Annotated in this window: 17 protein-coding genes; 10 read left to right on the top strand and 7 right to left on the bottom strand. The window is 67.4% G+C overall.

Features of this window, described 5'->3' with window-relative positions; genetic code table 11:
• The first annotated feature begins 36 nt into the window (after positions 1-36).
• The 9 genes from ccmI to ACYQML_RS05630 all read left to right on the top strand — a co-directional run bounded on the left by ccmI (position 37) and on the right by ACYQML_RS05630 (position 9,942).
• Positions 37-1,548, top strand: coding sequence for a c-type cytochrome biogenesis protein CcmI (gene ccmI / locus ACYQML_RS05670; protein WP_461234964.1), 1,512 nt, complete (start codon positions 37-39; stop codon positions 1,546-1,548).
• A gap of 205 nt (positions 1,549-1,753) precedes the next feature.
• On the top strand, positions 1,754-2,275 hold the full coding sequence (gene ccmE, locus ACYQML_RS05665) for a cytochrome c maturation protein CcmE (RefSeq protein WP_056426855.1): 522 nt from the start codon (positions 1,754-1,756) through the stop codon (positions 2,273-2,275).
• Between the two features lie 31 nt (positions 2,276-2,306).
• Positions 2,307-4,316: a heme lyase CcmF/NrfE family subunit gene (locus ACYQML_RS05660; protein WP_056426858.1), complete on the top strand. Its 2,010-nt coding sequence runs from the start codon at positions 2,307-2,309 to the stop codon at positions 4,314-4,316.
• Positions 4,313-4,780 (top strand): cytochrome c-type biogenesis protein, encoded by a 468-nt coding sequence (locus tag ACYQML_RS05655; RefSeq protein WP_461234963.1) that lies wholly within the window; start codon positions 4,313-4,315, stop codon positions 4,778-4,780. The genes ACYQML_RS05660 and ACYQML_RS05655 overlap by 4 nt, the downstream gene beginning before the upstream one ends.
• Before the next feature lie 305 nt (positions 4,781-5,085).
• Positions 5,086-5,445: a hypothetical protein gene (locus ACYQML_RS05650; protein ID WP_207410806.1), complete on the top strand. Its 360-nt coding sequence runs from the start codon at positions 5,086-5,088 to the stop codon at positions 5,443-5,445.
• A gap of 171 nt (positions 5,446-5,616) precedes the next feature.
• Complete coding sequence (locus ACYQML_RS05645) at positions 5,617-7,296, top strand: methyl-accepting chemotaxis protein (protein WP_461234961.1); 1,680 nt, start codon at positions 5,617-5,619, stop codon at positions 7,294-7,296.
• A 123-nt stretch (positions 7,297-7,419) separates the two neighbouring features.
• Complete coding sequence (locus tag ACYQML_RS05640; RefSeq protein ID WP_056426867.1) at positions 7,420-8,124, top strand: DUF1007 family protein; 705 nt, start codon at positions 7,420-7,422, stop codon at positions 8,122-8,124.
• Positions 8,115-9,131 carry a nickel/cobalt transporter gene (locus tag ACYQML_RS05635; protein ID WP_461234960.1) on the top strand — a complete coding sequence of 339 codons (1,017 nt, stop codon included), beginning with the start codon at positions 8,115-8,117 and terminating at the stop codon, positions 9,129-9,131. The genes ACYQML_RS05640 and ACYQML_RS05635 overlap by 10 nt, the downstream gene beginning before the upstream one ends.
• 97 nt (positions 9,132-9,228) lie before the next feature.
• Entirely contained in the window at positions 9,229-9,942 is a 714-nt protein-coding gene (locus ACYQML_RS05630) for a hypothetical protein (protein WP_461234959.1), read from the top strand.
• Between the two features lie 48 nt (positions 9,943-9,990).
• Here the strand turns inward: ACYQML_RS05630 and ACYQML_RS05625 are convergent, their stop codons facing one another.
• Positions 9,991-10,575, bottom strand: a complete 585-nt coding sequence (locus tag ACYQML_RS05625; protein ID WP_461234958.1) for a histidine phosphatase family protein — start codon at positions 10,573-10,575, stop codon at positions 9,991-9,993.
• A gap of 171 nt (positions 10,576-10,746) precedes the next feature.
• On the opposite strand from ACYQML_RS05625, the gene ACYQML_RS05620 reads away from it, so the two are divergent.
• A complete protein-coding gene (locus ACYQML_RS05620; protein ID WP_461234957.1) occupies positions 10,747-11,772 on the top strand; it encodes a tyrosine recombinase XerC in 1,026 nt (341 codons plus the stop codon).
• Here ACYQML_RS05620 and ACYQML_RS05615 read toward each other — a convergent pair.
• The 6 genes from ACYQML_RS05615 to sucC form a co-directional block, all read right to left on the bottom strand.
• Positions 11,726-12,448, bottom strand: coding sequence for a glutathione S-transferase (locus tag ACYQML_RS05615; protein WP_461234956.1), 723 nt, complete (start codon positions 12,446-12,448; stop codon positions 11,726-11,728). The two genes, ACYQML_RS05620 and ACYQML_RS05615, sit on opposite strands and share 47 nt — an antisense overlap.
• 145 nt (positions 12,449-12,593) lie before the next feature.
• On the bottom strand, positions 12,594-13,994 hold the full coding sequence (gene lpdA, locus ACYQML_RS05610) for a dihydrolipoyl dehydrogenase (RefSeq protein WP_056426886.1): 1,401 nt from the start codon (positions 13,992-13,994) through the stop codon (positions 12,594-12,596).
• Between the two features lie 114 nt (positions 13,995-14,108).
• Positions 14,109-15,440, bottom strand: coding sequence for a 2-oxoglutarate dehydrogenase complex dihydrolipoyllysine-residue succinyltransferase (gene odhB, locus ACYQML_RS05605; RefSeq protein ID WP_461234955.1), 1,332 nt, complete (start codon positions 15,438-15,440; stop codon positions 14,109-14,111).
• Between the two features lie 56 nt (positions 15,441-15,496).
• On the bottom strand, positions 15,497-18,484 hold the full coding sequence (locus tag ACYQML_RS05600; RefSeq protein WP_056426891.1) for a 2-oxoglutarate dehydrogenase E1 component: 2,988 nt from the start codon (positions 18,482-18,484) through the stop codon (positions 15,497-15,499).
• A gap of 183 nt (positions 18,485-18,667) precedes the next feature.
• Positions 18,668-19,552, bottom strand: a complete 885-nt coding sequence (gene sucD, locus ACYQML_RS05595; RefSeq protein ID WP_056426894.1) for a succinate--CoA ligase subunit alpha — start codon at positions 19,550-19,552, stop codon at positions 18,668-18,670.
• A gap of 8 nt (positions 19,553-19,560) precedes the next feature.
• Positions 19,561-20,757, bottom strand: coding sequence for an ADP-forming succinate--CoA ligase subunit beta (gene sucC, locus ACYQML_RS05590; RefSeq protein ID WP_461221660.1), 1,197 nt, complete (start codon positions 20,755-20,757; stop codon positions 19,561-19,563).
• Between the last annotated feature and the right edge of the window lie 9 nt (positions 20,758-20,766).

The following is a 20,766-nucleotide window of genomic DNA, read 5'->3' as shown; positions in this document are numbered from 1 at the left end:
CGGCGCTTACATGCGATGCTGCGAGTTTGGGGTGCGATGACGGCGATCTGGTTCATTTTGGCGGTGATGACGGGGGGCACCGTGCTGGCATTGCTCTGGCCGATGTCGCTGTGGTCCAAGGCACGGCGGGCGGATGCCGCTCCCCCGCCTCCGGCCGGAGCGCTGTCCACCGAAACCGCGTTCTATGAGGACCAGCTCCGCGAGATCGAGCGCGACCTGACGCGCGGGCTGATCGCACCCGCCGAGGCCGACGCGGCCCGCACCGAGGCGGCCCGCCGTCTCCTTCGTGCCAGCCGGGAGAACCCCGAAGCCGTCTCCGATGGGATGGCCGAGCCCGCCCTGCGCCAGCGCCGCGCGGCCTCGGCCTTCGCACTGTCGACGATCCCGCTCGTGGCGCTCATCGCCTACGGGCTCTACGGCTCGCCGCACATGCCGTCCCAGACGGCCTCCGACCGGCAGGCGGTGCAGTCCGGCGGGCAGGACATGCTCAAGGCCATCGGGCAGATCGAGGCGCGGCTCGCCAGCGATCCGAGCGACGGCCGCGGCTGGTCGGTACTCGCCCCGGTCTATGTCCGCCTCGGACGGTTCGACGATGCGGCCCATGCCTACGAGGCCGCGACCCGCCTGCTCGGCGAGTCGCCGCAGCGTCTCTCCGATTGGGGCGAGGCCCTCGTCGCCGGCGCCAACGGGACCGTGACGCCCCGGGCGAAGGAAATCTTCGAACGCGCGGCGAGCCTCGATGCCGGCGCCGCCAAGCCGCGTTTCTACCTTGCGCGCGCCGCCGAACTCGAGGGCGACATCCCCGGCGCGGTCCGCCAGCTGACCACCCTGATGGAGAGCGCCCCGGCCGATGCGCCCTGGCTGCCCCTGGTGCGCGAGACGCTCACCCGCCTGAACGGCGAGGCGCCGGCCACGGCCGCCAAGCCCGGTCCTGCCGCCAAGGCTCCCGATTCCAGCGCTGCGGCGGACCTGCAGGCGATGCCCTCAGCCAATCGCGACGCGGCGATCCGGGGCATGGTCGACGGGCTCGACCGGCGCCTGACCGAGAAGGGAGGCACCGCCGACGAATGGGTCCGCCTCGTCCGTTCCTACGGCGTGCTGGGAGATCGCGAAAAGATGAAGGCGGCCCTCGACCGGGCGCGGAACGCGGTCGGCAGCGAGGATGGAGCCGGAGCCAAGCTCGACGAACTCGCCCGCGAGTTCGGCCTCGCTTCGGCGCCCGTACCGCCGGTGACCGCCGCCGATGCGGCAGAGCGCGCCGGGACGGATGCCGCCGTGGCTGCCGTGAAGGCGATGCCGGCGCCCGAGCGGGACGCCGCCATCCGCGGCATGGTCGCCGGCCTCGACCGGCGGCTCGCCTCGAAGGGCGGCACGGTGGATGATTGGCTGCGTCTCGTGCGTTCGTACAGCGTATTGGGTGAACGCCAGCAGGCGAGCCATGCCCTCGATCGCGGTCGCATGGCCCTCAGCCCGGATGCCCGCGCGATGGAAAAGCTCGACATCCTGGCCCAGGAACTCGGCCTGCGCGGAGGCAACGACAAGCCGTGATCCGGGCTGCGACGAAGGACGCCCCCTGACAATCCGCCCCGGCCACGGGCCTTGACCCGGACTGTCATGGGGCCGAAACCCGAGTTACGCCAGAAACCTAAATTATACCGGACCACTGGCCAGACGACAGGACAGCCGGATCTGCCCTTCCGCGCCGACCGAGCGCCCGTTCACGAGGCGCCGGAACAGAAACGGGACGAAACTTGTGACTCGCAAGAGCCGCCGCCTGATCCTGATCGCCGCCTGCGGTGCCGTGCTCGCGCTGGCCCTCGGCCTAATCCTGTCCGCCATGAGCGGGTCGATCGTGTTCTTCCGGTCGCCCACCGAGGTGACCGCGCAGGGCGTGGCGCCGGGCACCCGCTTCCGCCTCGGCGGACTGGTCAAGGAAGGCTCGCTCCAACGTGGCCCCGACCAGAACATCGATTTCGCCGTGACCGACACCAACGCGACGGTCCAGGTGCAGTATCGCGGGTTGCTTCCCGACCTGTTCCGCGAGGGCCAGGGGATCGTCGCCGAAGGGCGGCTCGAGCCGGGCGGCATCTTCCGCGCCGACACCGTGCTGGCCAAGCACGACGAATCCTACATGCCCCGCGAGGTCGCCGATGCGCTCAAGGCGCAGGGCCGGTGGCAGGAGGGCGGCTCCAAGGCAGCCCCCGCCGGGAAAGCCGCCGAGGGCGTGAAGACCGCCGACGGCGAGCCGACGCTCGGACGACGCAGCGAACGATGACCGGTATGACCCTGAGGAAGGACAATCCGACGTGCTGATTGAAGTCGGACATTTCGCGCTGGCATTGGCGCTGGCGCTTTCCCTGGTCCAGGCGGTGATGCCGGTCTGGGCCGCCCGCTCGGGGGATGCGGCCCTGCGCGCCGTCGCCACTCCGGCGGCGCTCGGCACCTTCGCCTGCATCCTGTTCTCGTTCGGGGCGCTCACCTACGCGCATGCCACGTCGGACTTCTCGGTCCAGAACGTGATCGAGAACTCGCACACCGCCAAGCCCTTCCTCTACAAGCTCTCGGGCGTGTGGGGGAACCATGAGGGCTCGATGCTGCTCTGGGTCCTCATCTTGGCCCTGTTCGGCGCCCTGGTCGCGGTGTCCCGGAACTCGGTCCCGCCGGTGCTCCGCGCCAATACCCTGGCGGTCCAGGGTCTCGTCACCTTCGTTTTCGTGCTGTTCATCATCACAACCTCGAACCCGTTCATGCGGGTGAGCCCAGCGCCGATCGAGGGCAACGACCTCAATCCGCTGCTGCAGGATTTCGGCCTCGCGATCCATCCGCCCCTTCTCTACGTCGGCTATGTGGGCTTCTCGATCACCTTCGCCTTCGCCATCGCGGCGCTGATCGACGGCCGCATCGACGCGGTCTGGGCGCGCGCCGTGCGCCCCTGGACGCTGATCGCCTGGAGCTTCCTGACCCTCGGCATCGCGATGGGCTCGTACTGGGCCTATTACGAGCTCGGCTGGGGCGGCTGGTGGTTCTGGGATCCGGTGGAGAACGCCTCGCTGATGCCCTGGCTCGCGGGCACGGCACTGCTCCATTCCACCGTGGTGATGGAGAAGCGCGATGCGCTCAAGGTCTGGACGGTGCTGCTCGCCATCCTCACCTTCTCGCTGTCGCTGCTCGGCACCTTCATCGTCCGCTCGGGCGTCCTCACCTCGGTGCATTCCTTCGCCACCGACCCGACGCGCGGCGTCTTCATCCTCGCCATCCTGATCCTGTTCATCGGCGGCTCGCTCAGCCTCTTCGCCTGGCGGGCGCCGATGCTGCGGCAGGGCGGCCTGTTCGCGCCGATCTCGCGCGAGGGCGCCCTGGTGATGAACAACCTGTTCCTCGCCGCCGCCTGCGCCACCGTCTTCGTCGGCACGCTCTACCCGCTGCTGCTCGAATCCCTGACCTCCGAGAAGATCTCGGTGGGGCCGCCCTTCTTCAACTACACCTTCATCCCGCTGGCGATTCCGCTCCTCCTCATCGTCCCCTTCGGCCAGACCCTGGCCTGGAAGCGCGGCGACGTGCACGCGGCCTCGCAGCGCCTGTTCGCCGCCATGGGTGTCGCCCTCGCCATCGGCCTCGCCGTGCTCGCCTGGACCTGGGGCGGCCCGATGATGGCGCCCATCGGCATCGGCCTCGGTGCCTATCTGGTCGTCGGCTCGGCCATGGAGATCGTGTCGCGGGCCCGCGGCTACGGCAACAGCCGGGCACGGACGGTCAGCGCCGTGATGCGACGGGCCATCGGCCTGCCGCGCTCGGCCTGGGGGACCGCGCTGGCCCATGCGGGCGTCGGAATCGTGGTTCTGGGCATCGCGGCGCAGGGTTGGGCCACGGAGGCCCTGAGCACGGTGAAGCCGGGCGAGTCCCTCACCTCCGGCCCCTACGTGGCGACCCTCGACCGGGTGGGCCCGCGAACGGGCGAGAATTACGAGGAGACGACGGCCTTCCTCACCATCCGCAACACGGCCGGTGACTTCATCGGCACCGTGGAGACGGGCAAGCGCTTCTATCCCAGCCGCAAGATGAACGTGACGGAATCCGGGTTGCTCACCGTCGGGGTCAGTCAGGTTTATGCCAGCCTCGGCGAGATGGTCCCCGGCGGGGCCATCGGCCTGCGGCTCTACTACAAGCCCCTGGTGCTGCTGATCTGGCTCGGTTCCGTCGTCATGGCGCTGGGCGGGGCGGTGTCCCTCACCGACCGCAGGATGCGGGTGGGAGCGCCCGCACGGGCCAAGGAGAAGGCCAAGACCATGCCCGGCACCATGGCCCCCGCCGAATGAGCGCGGCTCGTCTTTCCCGCCTGCTCGTCGCCCTGGCGCTTCTCGCCGGCTCGACGGGCGCCACCCTGGCCGTCCAGCCGGACGAAGTCCTGCCGGACGCGAAGCTCGAAGCGCGGGCGCGCGATATCTCCTCGGGCCTGCGCTGCCTCGTCTGCCAGAACCAGTCCATCGACGATTCCGACGCCCCCCTGGCGCGCGACCTGCGGTTGATCGTGCGCGAGCGGCTCAAGGCGGGCGACGACGACAGGCAGGTGCAGGATTACGTCGTCGGCCGCTATGGCGAGTATGTCCTGCTGCGCCCGGTCCTTGCCCTGCACACGTTGCTGCTTTGGCTGACGCCCCTGATGGCCCTCGGCCTCGGGGTTTTCGGCCTCTGGCGTCTGTCCCGCCGGCGCGCGGATCACGAGACCAAGCTGAGTCCAGCGGAAGAAGCCGAGATCGCTGCCCTCACGCGGCGCGACTGATAGAGCTCTCGTGCTGCATTGCAGCATAGGATGCTTTTACCTCAAGCGCGGACGGGATCGCCTCGCGCCTTAACGAACATATCCTGGCTGAAGAGTAGCGGCTTCGATCGCTCACACTTTCGACCTATGTAATTTTGACATGCATCGAGATATTTTTTGCCGAGTCATGCAATTCAAGCATTGACGCATTGCAACATTCATCTCTTCGCAGCGCAGCATAAAATCGGCATATGTCGGTCTCCCGGTGCAACCGGCTCTCCGAACGGGCACTCCCGGCGGACAGTAACCGCACAGGCTCCCTCATCATGCGCATCTCGTCCAAAGCCCTCCTCGCCGCCGCGCTTACCCTCGCCTCCGCTACGGCCTCCCAGGCGGCCGAGCTTTCGCCCGCGAGCGCCCAGAGCGTCGACCTCGGCACCTATCGTGGTTCGGCCTATTACACCGTCGAGAATGGCCGCTACCGCGTGGTCGCCACCCTCGCCAGCGTCAATTCCGGCCATGATCTGCCCCAGGTCATCCGCCTCGTGACGACCCTGAATCCCGAACAGACCGTCCACCTTTCGGTGCCGGGCACGCTTGGCTCCGACGGACGCGAGACCACCATCGCCTTCTCGCGTACCGGCGACAGAGTCGATGTCGCCTCGGCCGATTCGACGGCCTACTGAACGGCTCTTTCCTCGGTCATCCGTATCCATCGATGCCTGGGGACGCTCCCTCACGGACCGCCCCAGGCGTTTAATCCAATACTTTCAATTTGTTAGCCGCCTCGATTTAAACTCCCGGCAAGGTTCGGGCGTCATCAGCTTCACGATAGCTTTAGATGACGGAACACATCGATGCGCCTTTCCCTCGGCAACAAACTCGCGGCGGTGATGGGGCTTCTGGCACTCGGTGCCTGCGCCCTGTCCCTGTTCAACGACCGCGTGGTGCTGCATCAGCAGGCGCGGGCGGCCGAAATGGACTCGGTCTGGGAACAGGCCCTGGCGGCGCAAAGCCTCGCCCTCGCCATCGAACGGACAGTGGTGGCGGCGGGCGCGGTCTACACGGCGGACGATACCGATGACGCCAAGGCCAAGTTCGGTGGCCTGAAAACCGCCCTCGCCGAAGTCGGCGAGCAGAAGGATGTGTTCCTGAGCCGGATCGTCGGGCAGGTTCCCGATGCGGATCGCCTCAAGCTCGATCTGATGCTGAAGGAGTTCCTGGCTTATCAGACCGATACGGCGGAACTCGGCCTCACCATCTCACCGAAGGCCGCGCTCATCCAGGGCACCGACGAGGCCACCGTGGCGAGCCGCGCCAGGATGGTGTCCGCGATCACACGCATCGGCAAGGACACGCTCACGCGTCTCGGCAGCGAACGCGCGGAGACCGTGGCGGAGATCGAGCAGACCCGCATCATCAGCCTCGTGGCCTCCGGGGCGGTGATCCTCTTCACCTTCGGTTTCGCACTCTGGCTCGTCCTCAAGGAGATCCGCCAGCCGCTGGCCCGCCTCGGATCGGCGATCGATGCCCTTGCGGCCATGGATCTCACCAGGGCCATCCCGTTGCTGGAACGACGCGACGAGATCGGAACCATGGCCCGCTCCATTGCGGTGCTGCGGACCGTCATCGTCGACAAGGTCGAAGGCGATGCGCGTGCGCTCGCTCATTCCGCTCTCGAAGCCGAGCGCGCCGCGCGCCTGGAGGCAGCCGCCCAGGCCTTCGAGGAGGAAGCTCAGCGGGTGGCGCAGGATCTGTCGAGCGCCGCCACTGCCATGGCAGGCGCGGCGGAGGCGGTGTCGGACGCCGTGCGGCTCACGCGGGATCAGACCACCATCGTTTCGGAAGGTGCGGCCGGCGCGGGGCAACAGGTGCGCAGGGCCGCGGCAGCCAGTGCGGATGTCGCGGGTGGTGGCGAGGCGATCGACCGGCAATCGCGGATCCGCGACGGTTTGGGCGCCCTGGCACACCGCGAGGTCACCGCGACGCGCCGCGCCGCCGCCCTCCTCACCGAAGCGGGGCGCGAGATCGGCACCGTGGTCGAGACCATCGCCACCGTCGCCGCGCAGACCAATCTCCTGGCCCTCAATGCCACGATCGAGGCGGCGCGCGCGGGTGAGGCCGGACGGGGCTTCGCGGTGGTCGCCGGCGAGGTGAAGGCGCTCGCCGCCCAGACGGCCGGTGCCACCGAGGCGATCAAAGGACAGATCGAGGCGATGCGGGGCGCGGCTCAGGACACGCTCCGGGCGGTCGAAGCGATCGGTGGAACGATGGATCAGATGGCGGGCGCAGATGCGGCCGTTGCCCTCGCTCTCGAGGCTCAGCGGATCGCCGGTGCGCGCGTCGCCGACAGTGTCGCCGATGCCGAAGCCAGCGCCGACGCCGTGTCCGGCGGCATCGCCACGGTCGAGGAAGCCGCCGCGTCCAGCGCACAGGCCGCCGAATCGGTGAGGAGTGTCGCCGGCCGCGTGGCGGCGGCGAGCCTCGCCCTCGACGAAAGCATTGCGGGGTTTCTCGCCAGCGTCCGGGCCGCTTGACGGACGGTCACGCCTCGCTTTCGCCCCACTAAAATCGGAGGAGATCGAGGCGGCGGCCGGACTCCCGGCCCCCGTCGCAGCACCCGTTCAGACTTTCTTTACCCTGACTCGCGAGCGTCCAGCATGGCTTCGCCGACCGCTCTCCTCTCCGCTCGCTCCTTCGTCGCGTCCTCTTTGGCAGCGCTCGCCCTCAGCCTCGGGGCCGCCGCTCCGGCATCGGCCCATCCGCATGTCTGGGTGACCTCGAAGGCGGAGATCGATTACGGCGAGGGCGGCAAGGTGACGGGCATCCGTCACGCCTGGACCTTCGATGCGAGCTACTCGGCCTCGGCGATTCAGGGGCTCGACGCGAACGGCGACGGCACGGTCTCTCCCGACGAACTCGCGGGCCTCGCCACGGACAACACCGCCAATCTCGCGGAATTCGCCTATTTCACGAAGCTCAAGATCGGCGGCAAGGAGCAGACCTTCGCCGATCCGATCGAGCCGCGCATGAGAATGGACGGCGACAGGCTGACGCTCAGCTTCCTTCTGCCGCTGAAATCGCCGGTGGCGCAGGGGCGCGGAGTCGCGGCGTTGGAGGTCTTCGACCCGACCTATTTCGTTGCGTTCAGCCTCTCGGAGGATGCGGACACCGCGCGCCTCGTCGGCTCGCCGGCCGGTTGCGCCGCCACGATCACCCGGCCCAAATCCGAGCAGGCGAAGACCGCGGATGCCAAGACTGCCGATGCCAAGCCGGGTCTGTCGGAGGCGTTCTTCGAAGCGCTGACCAACGCATCGAGTTACGGCGTCCAGTTCGCTAACCGGATCATCGTCGCATGTCCGTAGGCGTGGCCGCCGCATGGGCCGATCATCCGCGCGGCCGGATCGCCTTACGGATCGCCCTGGCTCTCGCAGCGATCGCCTGTGTCGCCCTCGTCCTCACGGCGCTGTCGTGGCTCCTCGGCTCCAGCGTGGCTCCACCGCCGCCGCGCTCCCCATTCGGCGTCGGATTTCGCGAGGCGGCGCCCTCGGCAACCGGGATCGGCGGCTGGCTGCTCGCCATGCAGTCGAGCTTCTCGCGCAGCTTGCAAGCCACCGTCGCCGCCATCAAGCAAGGCGGAAGCTGGGGGCCCATGATCCTCATCGGCTTCAGCTACGGCGTGTTCCACGCCGCCGGACCGGGCCATGGCAAGGCGGTGATCGCCGGCTACATCATGGCCGGGGAGCGGGCGCTGGCGCGCGGCTTCTCGCTCAGTGCCGCCGCTGCTTTGCTGCAAGCTCTCGTCGCCATCGCCATCGTCGCCATCGGCAACCTCCTCCTCAACGCCACTGCCGCCGGGATGACGCGGGCCGGCACGGTGATCGAGACGGTGAGCTTCGCCCTCGTGGCCCTCCTCGGCCTCACGGTGACGTGGCGGAAGGCCGGACGACTGGCGGGGCTCGTTCACGGCGGTAACGCGGCCGCCTGCGCGCCCGGCTGCGGCCATGTCCACCTCACCGACGCCACCGCCATCGGCCGCCTCGATTCCTGGCGCGAGCGGGCGGGCGTCGTGCTGGCGGCCGGCTCACGCCCCTGCGCCGGCGCGATCCTCATTCTTGTCTTCTCCGCGTCGCAGGGCATTCTGGCTGCGGGTATCGCGGCGACGTTCGCCATGGCCCTGGGCACGGCCCTGACCACCGGGGTGCTGGCGAGCCTGGCGGTCTTCGCCAAGGCCCTGGCCCTGCGTCTCGCGGGAGGGCGCGGGTCCACGGGGGCAATCGCCGTAGGCGGGCTCGAACTGCTGGCCGGCGCTTTCGTCTTCGTGCTCGGCATCGCCATGCTGGCCGGGCTCGCCGTGGGCGTGGGCGGATAAGATTTTCCTCGTCACGGATTGCCGTCCTGTGGCAGGTTTCGGATGACCCGCCGGTTCGCGGCTGGGTTTTCCCGTGAAACCGACGGAGCCGGCCCGCATGGCATCAGGTTTCGAGCACATCCTTCACTGGCGGTTGCTGTCCGGCTCGCACCCCTTCCCCGGCCCAGATGGCGGGACCTGCATCAACGAGGCGGCGGTCGTCGCGGCCGGCCTACCCTACCGGTCGATCCGCTCCTCTTCGGATTGTCCGCCGTGTTTCTCGAAACCCCTCGCCGCCTACGCGCTCGGCCTCAACGACGCGATGCCGGATCACCAGCGCTCTCGCTTGATGGCCTTCGTCCTGCGCCTCTCCGGCTCCGCTGATACGGCGGAGATCGAGGAGCAACGCACCCGCTTCCTCGCCCTGGAAAGCATTCGTCGGATTCTGCCGCCTCTCCTCGACCGGGCAGGTTTTGCTGATCTCGCCGCTCGCTGCGACGAAGCCCAGGATCTCGATGCGGGTCTTTTGGCTGCGCAGGCCGCTGCGTGGCGCGGTGGGACCGTGGCCCAGGCCGCGTCGCAGCAGCGGGACTGGCGACGGGGAGCCCTCGCCTCCGCCATCGCTCGCAGCGCGGTGGCAGCCGTGAGGTCGGCCACCGATGCCCGGTCAGCGGCGGAGATCGCCGAAGGTGCATCACCCTTCACCGAGGGCGTCTGGGACAGCGCAGCGACCATCCTCGACGAGGCCCTGACCATCGGACGGCAGGCACCGGACATCGATCTCGTTCAGGCGCAGGAACGATTGGATGCGGCGCGGGCGAGCGCGTCCTGAGCCTCGGCCAATAGGTTCGACGAGGCGGGTGATCTCCGCCGCGTCGGCTCAGACGGCCACCGGCCCCGATGCGAGGTCGAGTTCGGTGGTGGCGCAGTTGTCGAGCCAGATGCCGGTGAGGTGAAAGAAGAACGTGCCGTGACCGACGACGGCGATGGTCCGCTCACGCCGCTCGGTCAGCCAGTCGCGGAACGTCGCCACGCGACGATCGAAGAGGTGGCGCGGCTCCACATGGACACCCTCTGCGATCGGCTCACCCTCGGCATGCCACCAGATTTCGGGCAGGTGATCGATATCGAGATGCGGGAATTCCGCCTTCAGCACGGAGGCGGCGCGCCCGACATCGCAGCTGCTCTCCTGGCATTCGCGATGGAGCACTTCCACCAGGATCTCGGGCTTGGCCGGATGATCGCCGAAAATGCCGGCGGTGGTCTGGATGGCGCGGGTGAGCGGAGACGTCACCACCAGATCGAACGGAATGTCCCGTAGCCGATCCCGGGCCGCCGCGACCTGGGCGAGGCCCCGCTCCGTCAGCCGGGCATCGATATGGCCGGGATCGCGCCCGGTGAGGCGATGGGCTGCGTTGAAGGTGGATTCGCCGTGGCGGATGCAGACGATGCGTGTCTCGGGCATGCGGGCTCGGATCGGGAGGGACGACAGGGGTAGGATGCGATGATCAAGCGCTGAGCCGCTGCGCCGTTCCGTGAAACAGCCGACCACCGCCACGATCTCCTCGCCCCGTCGGCAACGCTCCGTCAACCTCGGTGGCGTTGAGTGGGCTTTTCGCTCCCGGATCACCGCGCGATGCTCCACGTTCCGCCTTCACCTGCCACTGCCAGCGCCATCGCCTTTCCCGGTGACGAGGCAGTCCGGTCCGTCGCCATGGCGTGGCAGGACAGTCTGCTGCGCGAGCGCCGGATGGCCGCGAACACGGTGGAAGCCTATGCGCGCGACCTGCGGCAGTTCCTCGACCACCTGCAGAGCCGGCATGGCACGGTCGGAATCGCCGGGCTCGTCGCATTGAAGCCCCGCGACATCCGTGGATTCATGGCAGCGCGCCGGGCCGAGACGGTGAGCGGTCGATCACTGATGCGCGCGCTCGCGGGCCTTCGCTCCTTCGCGCGGCACCTCGAACGGGACGGTCACGGCAGCGTGTCGGCCCTCGGGGCGATCCGCTCCCCCAAGGTCGAGCGGCGCTTGCCTCGCCCGATTCCCATCGCCGCCGCCCGCGCCTTGACCGATATCGACATCCGCGCCGGGGAATCCCGCGAGCCCTGGGTTCTGGCGCGTGACGCCGCCGTTCTCGCTCTTCTCTACGGTTCCGGCCTCCGAATTTCCGAAGCCCTCGGCCTCGCCCGGCGCGATGCGCCCGTACCGGAAGTGGAGTCGGTGACGGTGATTGGCAAAGGCGGCAAGGAGCGGATGGTGCCGATCCTTCCCGTCGTGGCCGAGGCGGTGGCGGCCTATCTCGCGGCGTGCCCCCATGCGCTCGATCCGCAAGGGCCTCTCTTCGTTGGCGTGAAAGGCGGCAAGCTCTCCCCACGGATCATCCAATATGCGGTGGCCTCCCTGCGCGGCGCCCTCGGCCTGCCGGACAGCGCCACGCCCCACGCCTTGCGGCACTCCTTCGCCACGCACCTCCTCGGCCGCCAGGGCGAGTTGCGCGCGATCCAGGAATTGCTCGGCCACGCCTCGCTCTCGACGACGCAGCTCTACACCAAGGTCGACGCCGCCCGCCTGATGGATGCGTTCGAGCAGGCCCATCCGCGTGCGGGTGCGCGCGCTACAGGTCGAGTTCGGGATAGCGTCGGAAGATCCCCTGCTGGTTGAAGGGGATGCGGCGCGGGCTCGCCAGATAGGCGGCGATCCCGGGCCGTTGCCGCACCGCGTCGTGAAGGGCAGCGACGTGGCGGTTTTCGGCGAGGGTCCGCTCCGTCGCGTGGGGGAACGCGTAGAGCAACCCGTCCACGAGTTGGAACAGGGACAGATCGGCGTAGGTCGTGGACCCGCCGACGAGATGGTGGCCGTCGTTACGGCCGAGCACATGGTCGAACCAGGCGAGATATTCCGGAATCCGGTTCGCCTGAAAATCCTTCGCGCGTCGAAGCGCTTCGGGCTTCTGGTCCTTGTAGGTGAGGCTCACCGCGATGGGATGGTGCGTGTCGTGAGCTTCCACCACCACATCCGCGATGGTCAGCTGGATCTGATGGGTCCAGATGCGGTCGGCTTCGTCCGACGGCGCGAGGCCGAGCCGGGGACCGAGATAGAGCAGGATCGCCGCCGTCTGTCCGACCACGACGTCGCCATCTCGGAGGAAGGGTGGCGCATAGGACGGCCGCGCCACCGAGGGATCGCCGAGAAAAGCGGTCATGGCGCCGAGGCCCTGACCCTCCGCCTCTCGCCCGCGGGCGATATCGACATACTCCGCCCCGGCATCCTCCAGAGCGAGGCGGACGAACTCACCGCGCCCCTGGATCGTCGGCCAGTAATAGAGTTCGTAGGGCATCCGGCGCTCCGCTGCGGAAGGTGTGAGACACCTGTTCCAACACGGGCACCCCGTCCGGGGTGCCGAGCGATGCGACGTTCCCGGACGGCGGCCTACGTCGAACCCGCCCTCCGGCTCATTGCCAAGACGGGGGCGGTAGCCCGTCTCAGATGTGGATCGCCCGCTTGCCGACGGCGAGGGCGGCTTCCTTGACCGCCTCGGTCAGCGTCGGGTGAGCGTGGCAGGTCCGGGCCACGTCCTCGGCGCTGGCACCGAATTCCATGGCGACGGCCACTTCCGCGATGAGGTTGCCCGCATCCGCACCGACGATATGAACGCCGAGCACCCGGTCGGTCTTGGCATCGGCCAGGATCTTCACGAACCCGTCCGTGGTGTGGTTGACCTTGGCGCGACCGTTCGCCGTGAAGGGGAACTTGCCCGCATTGTAGGCGATACCGTCCTTCTTCAGCTCTTCCTCGGTCTTCCCCACCGAGGCGACTTCCGGATAGGTGTAGACCACGTTCGGGATCACCCCGTAATTCACGTGGCCCGATTGCCCGGCGAGGAGTTCCGCAACGGCGACACCCTCGTCCTCGGCCTTGTGAGCGAGCATCGGCCCCGCGATCACGTCGCCGATGGCGTAGATGCCGGTGACGTTGGTGGCGTAGTGGCTGTCGGTCTGGATGCGGCCCTTGTTGTCGAGCTGCACGCCCACGGTTTCGAGACCCAGCTTCTCGGTGTAGGGCACGCGGCCGATGGCCACGAGCACGACGTCGGCCTCGAGCTTCTCGGCTTCGCCGCCGGCGGCCGGCTCCACCGAGACGGTGGCGGCGCCGTCCTTCACCTCGACGCCGGTGACTTTCGAGGACAGCTTGAAGACGATGCCCTGCTTGCCGAGGATGCGCTGGAACTGCTTGCCGACCTCACCGTCCATGCCGGGTAGGACGCGGTCGAGATATTCCACCACGGTGACCTCCGAGCCGAGGCGACGCCAGACGGAGCCGAGTTCGAGGCCGATCACGCCCGCGCCGATGATGAGGAGCTTCTTCGGCACGGACTGAAGCTCGAGGGCGCCGGTGGAGGAGACGACGATCGTCTCGTCGATGGTCACGCCGGGCAGCTTCGTCACGTCGGAGCCGGTGGCAATGACAATGTTCTTCGTCTCCAGCATCTGGTTGCCGCCATCCTCGGACAGAACCTCGACGCGGCCGGCACCGGCGACCCGGCCGAGGCCGTGATAGGCGTCGATCCCGTTCTTTTTCAGCAGGAACTCGACGCCCTTGGTGTTGCCATCGACGCCGTCCTGCTTGAACGACATCATCTTCTTGAGGTCGAGTTCGGGCGCGCTGACGATGACGCCCATGTCGGCGAAGTGTTTCGAAGCCTCCTCGAATGCCTCGGAGGCGTGAAGCAGGGCTTTCGACGGGATGCAGCCGACATTGAGGCAGGTGCCGCCATGGGTCGCCCGCTTCTCCACCACGGCGGTCTTGAGTCCGAGCTGGGCGGCGCGAATGGCGCAGACATAGCCGCCGGGGCCGGTACCGATGACGACGAGATCGTAGGACATAGGCTGGTGACTCGCTTGAAGGTTCGGCAGGTCAGGCCCCACCATCGAAGTTCACGCACGCGGAAGCGTCCGGCCGCCCTGCGGCGGCCGGCGGACGGCAGCTGCCGGGTTGTTTCAGAGGTCCAGCACGAGGCGTGCCGGATCCTCCAGCGCCTCCTTGACGCGCACGAGGAAGGTCACGGCCTCCTTCCCGTCGACGATGCGGTGATCGTAGGAGAGCGCGAGATACATCATCGGCCGCGCCTCGATCTTGCCGGCGCGAACCACCGGACGCTCCTCGATGCGGTGCATGCCGAGGATGCCCGATTGCGGCGCGTTGAGGATCGGGGTCGACATCAGCGAACCGTAGATGCCGCCATTGGTGATGGTGAAGGTGCCGCCCTGCATCTCCTCGATGGAGAGCTTGCCGTCCCGCGCCTTCTTGCCGAAACCGGAGATCGTCTTTTCGATACCGGCGATGGAGAGGTCGTCGGCATTGCGCACCACCGGCACGACGAGGCCCTTATCGGTGCCGACGGCGATGCCGATATGGTAGTAGTTCTTGTAGACGAGGTCGGTCCCGTCGATCTCGGCATTGACCGCCGGCACGTCCTTGAGCGCTCCGATCACCGCCTTGGTGAAGAAGCCCATGAAGCCGAGCTTGGTGCCGTGCTTCTTCTCGAACATATCTTTGTACTGGGCGCGCATGGCCATCACGGCCGACATGTCGACGTCGTTGAACGTCGTCAGCATCGCCGCCGTGTCCTGGGCGTCCTTGAGCCGGCGCGCGATGGTCTGGCGCAGCTTCGTCATCTTCACGCGCTCTTCGCGCGCGGCATCGTCGGGCTTCGAGGCGGGGCGCGGCGGCGAGGGAGCCTTGGCCTGCCGGGCCGGCTCCTGAGCCGGGGCCGGGGCCGGGGCGGAGGGTGCCTTGGAGGTCGCCTCGATCATGTCACCCTTGGTGACGCGACCGTCCTTGCCGGTGCCGTTCACCGTCGATGGGTCGATACCGGATTCCCGCGCCATCTTGGCGACGGCGGGGCCGTTATCGCCGGCCTGACGATCGGATTTCGGCGCAGCGGCCTCGCCGTGGTTGCCGTAGGCCGCCGAGGATTCCTCGGCGGGCGCCTTGTCCGCGCCCTCGGATTTCGGAGTCGCCTCTTCGGTGCGGGTGTCAGCCTTCGTCTCGGTCTTCTTGGCGGCGGGAGCCTTGGCGCCTCCACCGGCGCCGGCCTCGACGATGGAGCCGAGCAGGGCGCCGGGCTCCACGGTCTCGCCGTCCTTCACCAGGATCTCACCGAGTTCACCGGCGGCGGGCGCGTTGACTTCGAGGGTGACCTTGTCGGTCTCGAGCTCAACAAGGGGCTCGTCCGCCGCCACCGCGTCGCCCGGCTTCTTGAACCAGCGGCCGATGGTGGCCTCGCTCACGGATTCGCCCAGCGTAGGAACGAGGATGTCGGTTGCCATGGTGCTCTGTCCGCCCGAATGGTTTGGTCGCGTCGGAGAAGGGGATACCGGGGTCGTCAGACCGCCAGCGCCTCGTTGAGGAAGGCCTGGAGCTGGGCCTGATGCTTGGAAAGAAGGCCGACCGCCGTGGACGCCGAGGCGGGGCGGCCGACATAGCGCGCCCGCTTCACCTGCGACTGAGCCTGGCCGAGGACCCATTCGAGATACGGATCGACGAAGGACCAGGCGCCCATGTTCTTGGGCTCCTCCTGGCACCACACCACCTCTGCATTGCGGAAGCGCGCCATCTCGTTGGCCAGCGCCTTGAGCGGGAACGGATAGAGCTGCTCCACGCGCATCAGGTAGACATCGTTGACGCCACGCTTCTCGCGTTCGTCGTAGAGGTCGTAATAAACCTTGCCCGAGCAGAGCACGACGCGACGGATCTTGTCGTCCTTCACGAGCTTGATCGTGTCGTCTTCGTGCTCGGCATCGTCCCAGAGCACGCGGTGGAAGGTCGATCCCTCCGCCAGCATGTCGAGGTTCGACACCGCCCGCTTGTGCCGCAGGAGCGATTTCGGGGTCATCAGCACCAGCGGCTTGCGGAACTCGCGATTCAGCTGACGGCGCAGGATATGGAAGTAGTTCGACGGGGTCGTGCAGTTGGCGACCTGCATGTTATCCTCGGCGCACATCTGCAGGAAGCGCTCGAGGCGGGCTGAGGAATGCTCCGGCCCCTGTCCCTCGTAGCCGTGTGGCAGCAGCAGCGTCAGGCCGGACATGCGCAGCCACTTGCGCTCGCCCGAAGAGATGAACTGATCGATGACGACCTGCGCGCCGTTGGCGAAATCGCCGAACTGCGCCTCCCACAGAACCAGGGAATTGGGGTCGGCCAGCGAGTAGCCGTATTCGAAGCCGAGCACGGCCTCCTCGGAGAGCATCGAGTTGATGACCTCGAGATTCGCCTGCCCCTCGCGGATGGAGTTGAGCGAGGTGTAGCGCTGCTCGTTCTCCTGATCGATCACGACGGCATGGCGCTGCGAGAAGGTCCCGCGCTCCACGTCCTGGCCCGACAGCCGGACCCGATGCCCCTCGATGAGGAGCGAACCGAAGGCCAGGGCCTCGGCCGTCGCCCAGTCGATCCCCTTGCCCGTCTCGACGGCCTTGGCGCGGTTGTCGAAGAAGCGCTGGATCGTGCGGTGGAGGTGGAAGCCCGGCGGCGGCGTGGTGATGCGCTGGGCGATCTCACGCAGGATATCGGCCGGCACGCCGGTCTTGCCACGGCGCGGATCGTCCACGTCCTCACGCACGGCCTTGAAGCCGGACCAGCGCCCGTCGAGCCAATCGGCCTTGTTGGCCTTGTAGTTTCCGGCGACCTCCAGTTCCCCGTCGAGCATGGCCCGGAACTCGGCCTTGCGCGCGTCGAACTGCTCCTGCGTCAGCACACCCTCGGCGATGAGCTTCTTGGCGTAGGTCTCCAGCGCCGTCGGGTGCTTGCGGATGCGCTGGTACATCTTCGGCTGGGTGAAAGCCGGCTCGTCGCCCTCGTTATGGCCGAAGCGGCGGTAGCACAGCATGTCGATGACGACGGGCTTGCCGAACTTCTGGCGGTACTCGATGGCGATCTTGGCCGCGAAGGTGACGGCCTCCGGGTCGTCGCCGTTGCAGTGGAAGATCGGCGCTTCCACCATCTTGGCGACGTCGGACGGATAGGGCGACGAGCGCGAGAAGCGCGGATCGGTGGTGAAGCCGATCTGGTTGTTGATGATGAAGTGGATCGACCCGCCGGTGCGGTGCCCCTTGAGGCCCGACAGGCCGAGGCACTCGGCCACCACGCCCTGGCCGGCGAAGGCCGCATCGCCGTGGATGAGCAGCGGCACGACGCTGGTGCGCTGGACATTCGGCTTGGCCCGCTGGTCCTGCTTGGCGCGCACCTTACCCAGCACCACCGGATCGACGATCTCGAGATGGGACGGGTTGGCGGTCAGCGACAGGTGGACGTTGTTGTCGTCGAATGTACGGTCCGACGAGGCACCGAGATGGTACTTCACGTCGCCCGAGCCCTCGACCTCGGCGGGAGAGGCCGAGCCGCCCTTGAACTCGTTGAAGATCGCCCGGAACGGCTTCGACATGACGTTCGAGAGCACGTTGAGCCGGCCGCGATGGGCCATGCCGAGCACGATCTCCTTCGCGCCCAACGCGCCGCCGCGCTTGATGATCTGCTCCAGCGCCGGAATCATCGATTCCGACCCGTCGAGGCCGAAGCGCTTGGTGCCGGTGTATTTGAGGTCGAGGAACTTCTCGAATCCCTCCGCCTCCACCAGCTTGTTCAGGATGGCGCGCCGGCCCTCGGGCGTGAAGGAGATCTCCTTGCCCTTGCCTTCGATACGCTCCTGAATCCACGCCTTCTCCTCCGGGTTGGAGATGTGCATGAACTCGACGCCCAGCGTCTGGCAGTAGGTGCGCTCCAGGATCTCGACGATCTCGCGGATGGTCGAATATTGGAGGCCGAGCACGTTATCGAGGAAGATCGGACGGTCCCAATCCTTCTCCTCGAAACCGTAATGCTGGGGGTGCAGCTCCTCGTGGTCGCCGCGCGGGGCGAGGCCGAGGGGATCGAGCTTGGCGTGGAGATGGCCGCGCATGCGATAGGCGCGGATCAACATGATCGCGCGGACGGAATCCTTGGTCGCCTGCTCGACCGAGACGCCGCTGGCGGCGACGACGGCCGCGCCATTGGCGGCCTTGGCGCCATCGATCTTCGCGGTGTCAGACTTCGCGCGGATCTTCTCGCCCACCGCCTTCTCGACGGTGGCCCAGTTGCCGTCCAGGGCCGAGACCATCTCGCCATTGGCATGGACCGGCCAATTCGGCTTCTGCCATGAGGCGCCGGCGGCATTCTTCTCGGCAAGGCCGCTCTCGTCACCGAGGGATTTGAAGAAATCCTGCCACTGCGGATCGACCGAATGCGGATCGCGGGCATAGGCCGCCTGCAATTCCTCGAGATAGGCGGCGTTGCCGCCGGTGAGGAACGAGGTTTCGAGAAGCGCGTCCTGGCGAGCCATCTTCGATCATCCTACCGCTTGGCGGAGTGGCCACCCCTGCGGCGGCCCCCTGCTCCCCATGGCGCCGACGGGCGCTTCGATGGGGATGTTCGTGGCGGCGCGGCGATCAAGCCGCGCCGTTTCCTAGATAGATGCTGCGGAGCCATTTTGCACCGCAACACAAGTGACAGATTCCCAAGAACCTCACCCCTTGAGGACGTCGACCAGCGTGCTGCCGAGGCGCGCCGGAGACGGCGATACCCGGATGCCGGCCGCTTCCATCGCGGCGATCTTGTCCTCGGCTCCGCCCTTGCCGCCAGAGATGATGGCACCGGCATGGCCCATGCGGCGGCCCGGAGGAGCCGTGCGCCCAGCGATGAAGCCGACCATCGGCTTGCGACGGCCGCGCTTGGCCTCGTCGGCGATGAACTGCGCCGCCTCTTCCTCGGCGGAACCGCCGATCTCGCCGATCATGACGATCGATTCGGTTTTGTCGTCGGCCAGGAACAGTTCGAGCATCGAGATGAACTCGGTGCCCTTCACCGGATCGCCGCCGATGCCGACTGCCGTGGTCTGCCCGAGACCGGCATTCGTGGTCTGGAACACGGCCTCGTAGGTCAGCGTGCCGGAGCGCGAGACGATGCCCACCGAGCCCGGCTTGAAGATGTTGGCGGGCATGATGCCGATCTTGCATTCGCCGGCCGTGACCACGCCCGGGCAGTTCGGCCCGATGAGGCGCGACTTCGAGCCTTCGAGGGAGCGCTTCACCCGCACCATGTCGAGGACCGGAATCCCCTCGGTGATGCAGACGATGAGCGGAATCTCGGCGGCGATGGCCTCGCAGATGGCATCGGCTGCGCCCGGCGGCGGCACGTAGACGACCGATGCGGTCGCGCCGGTGGCCTCGCGGGCTTCGGCCACGGTGTCGAAGACCGGCAGGCCGAGATGGGTCGCGCCGCCTTTGCCGGGCGAGGTGCCGCCGACCATCTTGGTGCCGTAGGCGATCGCCTGTTCGGAATGGAAGGTCCCGTTCTTGCCGGTGAAGCCCTGGCAGATGACCTTGGTGTTCGCGTCGATCAGGATGGACATGGGTACTCTCAGCCCTTCTTCACGGCGGCGACGATCTTCTGCGCGGCATCGTCGAGGTCATCGGCGGGAATCACGTTGAGGCCGGAATTCCGGATGATCTCCTTGCCTTTCTCGACATTGGTGCCTTCCAGACGCACCACCAGGGGCACTTCGAGGCCCACAGCCTTCACCGCCGCGATCACGCCGTTCGCGATCACGTCGCATTTCATGATCCCGCCGAAGATGTTGACGAGGATGCCCTTCACCTGCGGATCGGCGGTGATGATCTTGAAGGCCGCCGTCACCTTTTCCTCGCTCGCGCCGCCGCCGACATCGAGGAAGTTCGCCGGCTCCTCACCGTAGAGCTTGATGATGTCGAGGGTGGCCATGGCGAGGCCCGCGCCGTTGACCATGCAGCCGATGGTGCCATCCAGCGCGATATAGGCGAGGTCGTATTTCGAGGCCTCGATCTCCTTGGCGTCCTCCTCGGTCTCGTCGCGGAGCGCCAGGATGTCGGGATGGCGGTAGAGCGCGTTCGAATCGAACGAGATCTTGGCGTCGAGGCACTTGAGATGGCCGTCGCCGGTGAGGACCAGCGGGTTGATCTCCAGCATGCTCATGTCCTTGGCGGTGAACGCCTGGTAGAGCTTGGTGGTGAGGTCGCCCGCCTCCTTGGCCTGTGCGCCGGTGAGGCCGAGAGCCTTGGCGACGGCCCGGCCGTGATGGGGCATGATCCCGGTAGCCGGATCGACCGAGAAGGTGATGATCTTCTCAGGCGTGTCGTGGGCCACGGTCTCGATATCCATGCCGCCCTCCGTCGAGACGACGAAGGCGACCTGCCCGGTCTCGCGGTCCACCAGCATCGAGAGATAGAACTCGGCAGCGATCTGCGCGCCTTCTTCGATGTAGAGGCGGTTGACCTGCTTGCCGGCTTCGCCGGTCTGGATCGTCACCAGCGTCTCGCCCAGCATCTCGCCGGCGAATTGCTTGACCTCGTCGATGGATTTGGTGACGCGCACGCCGCCCTTGGCGCCAGCGGGCGCGCCCTTGAACGTACCCTTGCCACGTCCGCCGGCATGGATTTGCGACTTCACCACCCAGACCGGACCGCCTAGCTCCTTGGCGGCAGCCTCGGCCTCTTCCGGCTTGAAGATCGGAACGCCGCGGGAGACGGGCAGGCCGAACTCCTTGAGCACCGCCTTCGCCTGATATTCATGGATGTTCATTAGGACATT

The organism is Methylobacterium sp. CM6244 (genome assembly GCF_054817885.1).
The sequence above is the reverse complement of the archived record's forward strand: the minus strand, read 5'-3'. Positions and strand labels throughout refer to the sequence as shown.

What these genes read in the sequence shown, in the direction of transcription:
- odhB (WP_461234955.1), bottom strand. Translation starts at nt 15,440, where the DNA reads ATGGCAACCGACATCCTCGTTCCTACGCTGGGCGAATCCGTGAGCGAG.
- ACYQML_RS05630 (WP_461234959.1), top strand. Translation starts at nt 9,229, where the DNA reads ATGGCATCAGGTTTCGAGCACATCCTTCACTGGCGGTTGCTGTCCGGC.
- ACYQML_RS05600 (WP_056426891.1), bottom strand. Translation starts at nt 18,484, where the DNA reads ATGGCTCGCCAGGACGCGCTTCTCGAAACCTCGTTCCTCACCGGCGGC.
- ccmI (WP_461234964.1), top strand. Translation starts at nt 37, where the DNA reads ATGACGGCGATCTGGTTCATTTTGGCGGTGATGACGGGGGGCACCGTG.
- ACYQML_RS05620 (WP_461234957.1), top strand. Translation starts at nt 10,747, where the DNA reads ATGCTCCACGTTCCGCCTTCACCTGCCACTGCCAGCGCCATCGCCTTT.
- ACYQML_RS05655 (WP_461234963.1), top strand. Translation starts at nt 4,313, where the DNA reads ATGAGCGCGGCTCGTCTTTCCCGCCTGCTCGTCGCCCTGGCGCTTCTC.
- ACYQML_RS05640 (WP_056426867.1), top strand. Translation starts at nt 7,420, where the DNA reads ATGGCTTCGCCGACCGCTCTCCTCTCCGCTCGCTCCTTCGTCGCGTCC.
- ACYQML_RS05645 (WP_461234961.1), top strand. Translation starts at nt 5,617, where the DNA reads ATGCGCCTTTCCCTCGGCAACAAACTCGCGGCGGTGATGGGGCTTCTG.
- sucC (WP_461221660.1), bottom strand. Translation starts at nt 20,757, where the DNA reads ATGAACATCCATGAATATCAGGCGAAGGCGGTGCTCAAGGAGTTCGGC.
- ACYQML_RS05650 (WP_207410806.1), top strand. Translation starts at nt 5,086, where the DNA reads ATGCGCATCTCGTCCAAAGCCCTCCTCGCCGCCGCGCTTACCCTCGCC.
- ACYQML_RS05635 (WP_461234960.1), top strand. Translation starts at nt 8,115, where the DNA reads ATGTCCGTAGGCGTGGCCGCCGCATGGGCCGATCATCCGCGCGGCCGG.
- sucD (WP_056426894.1), bottom strand. Translation starts at nt 19,552, where the DNA reads ATGTCCATCCTGATCGACGCGAACACCAAGGTCATCTGCCAGGGCTTC.
- lpdA (WP_056426886.1), bottom strand. Translation starts at nt 13,994, where the DNA reads ATGTCCTACGATCTCGTCGTCATCGGTACCGGCCCCGGCGGCTATGTC.
- ACYQML_RS05615 (WP_461234956.1), bottom strand. Translation starts at nt 12,448, where the DNA reads ATGCCCTACGAACTCTATTACTGGCCGACGATCCAGGGGCGCGGTGAG.
- ACYQML_RS05625 (WP_461234958.1), bottom strand. Translation starts at nt 10,575, where the DNA reads ATGCCCGAGACACGCATCGTCTGCATCCGCCACGGCGAATCCACCTTC.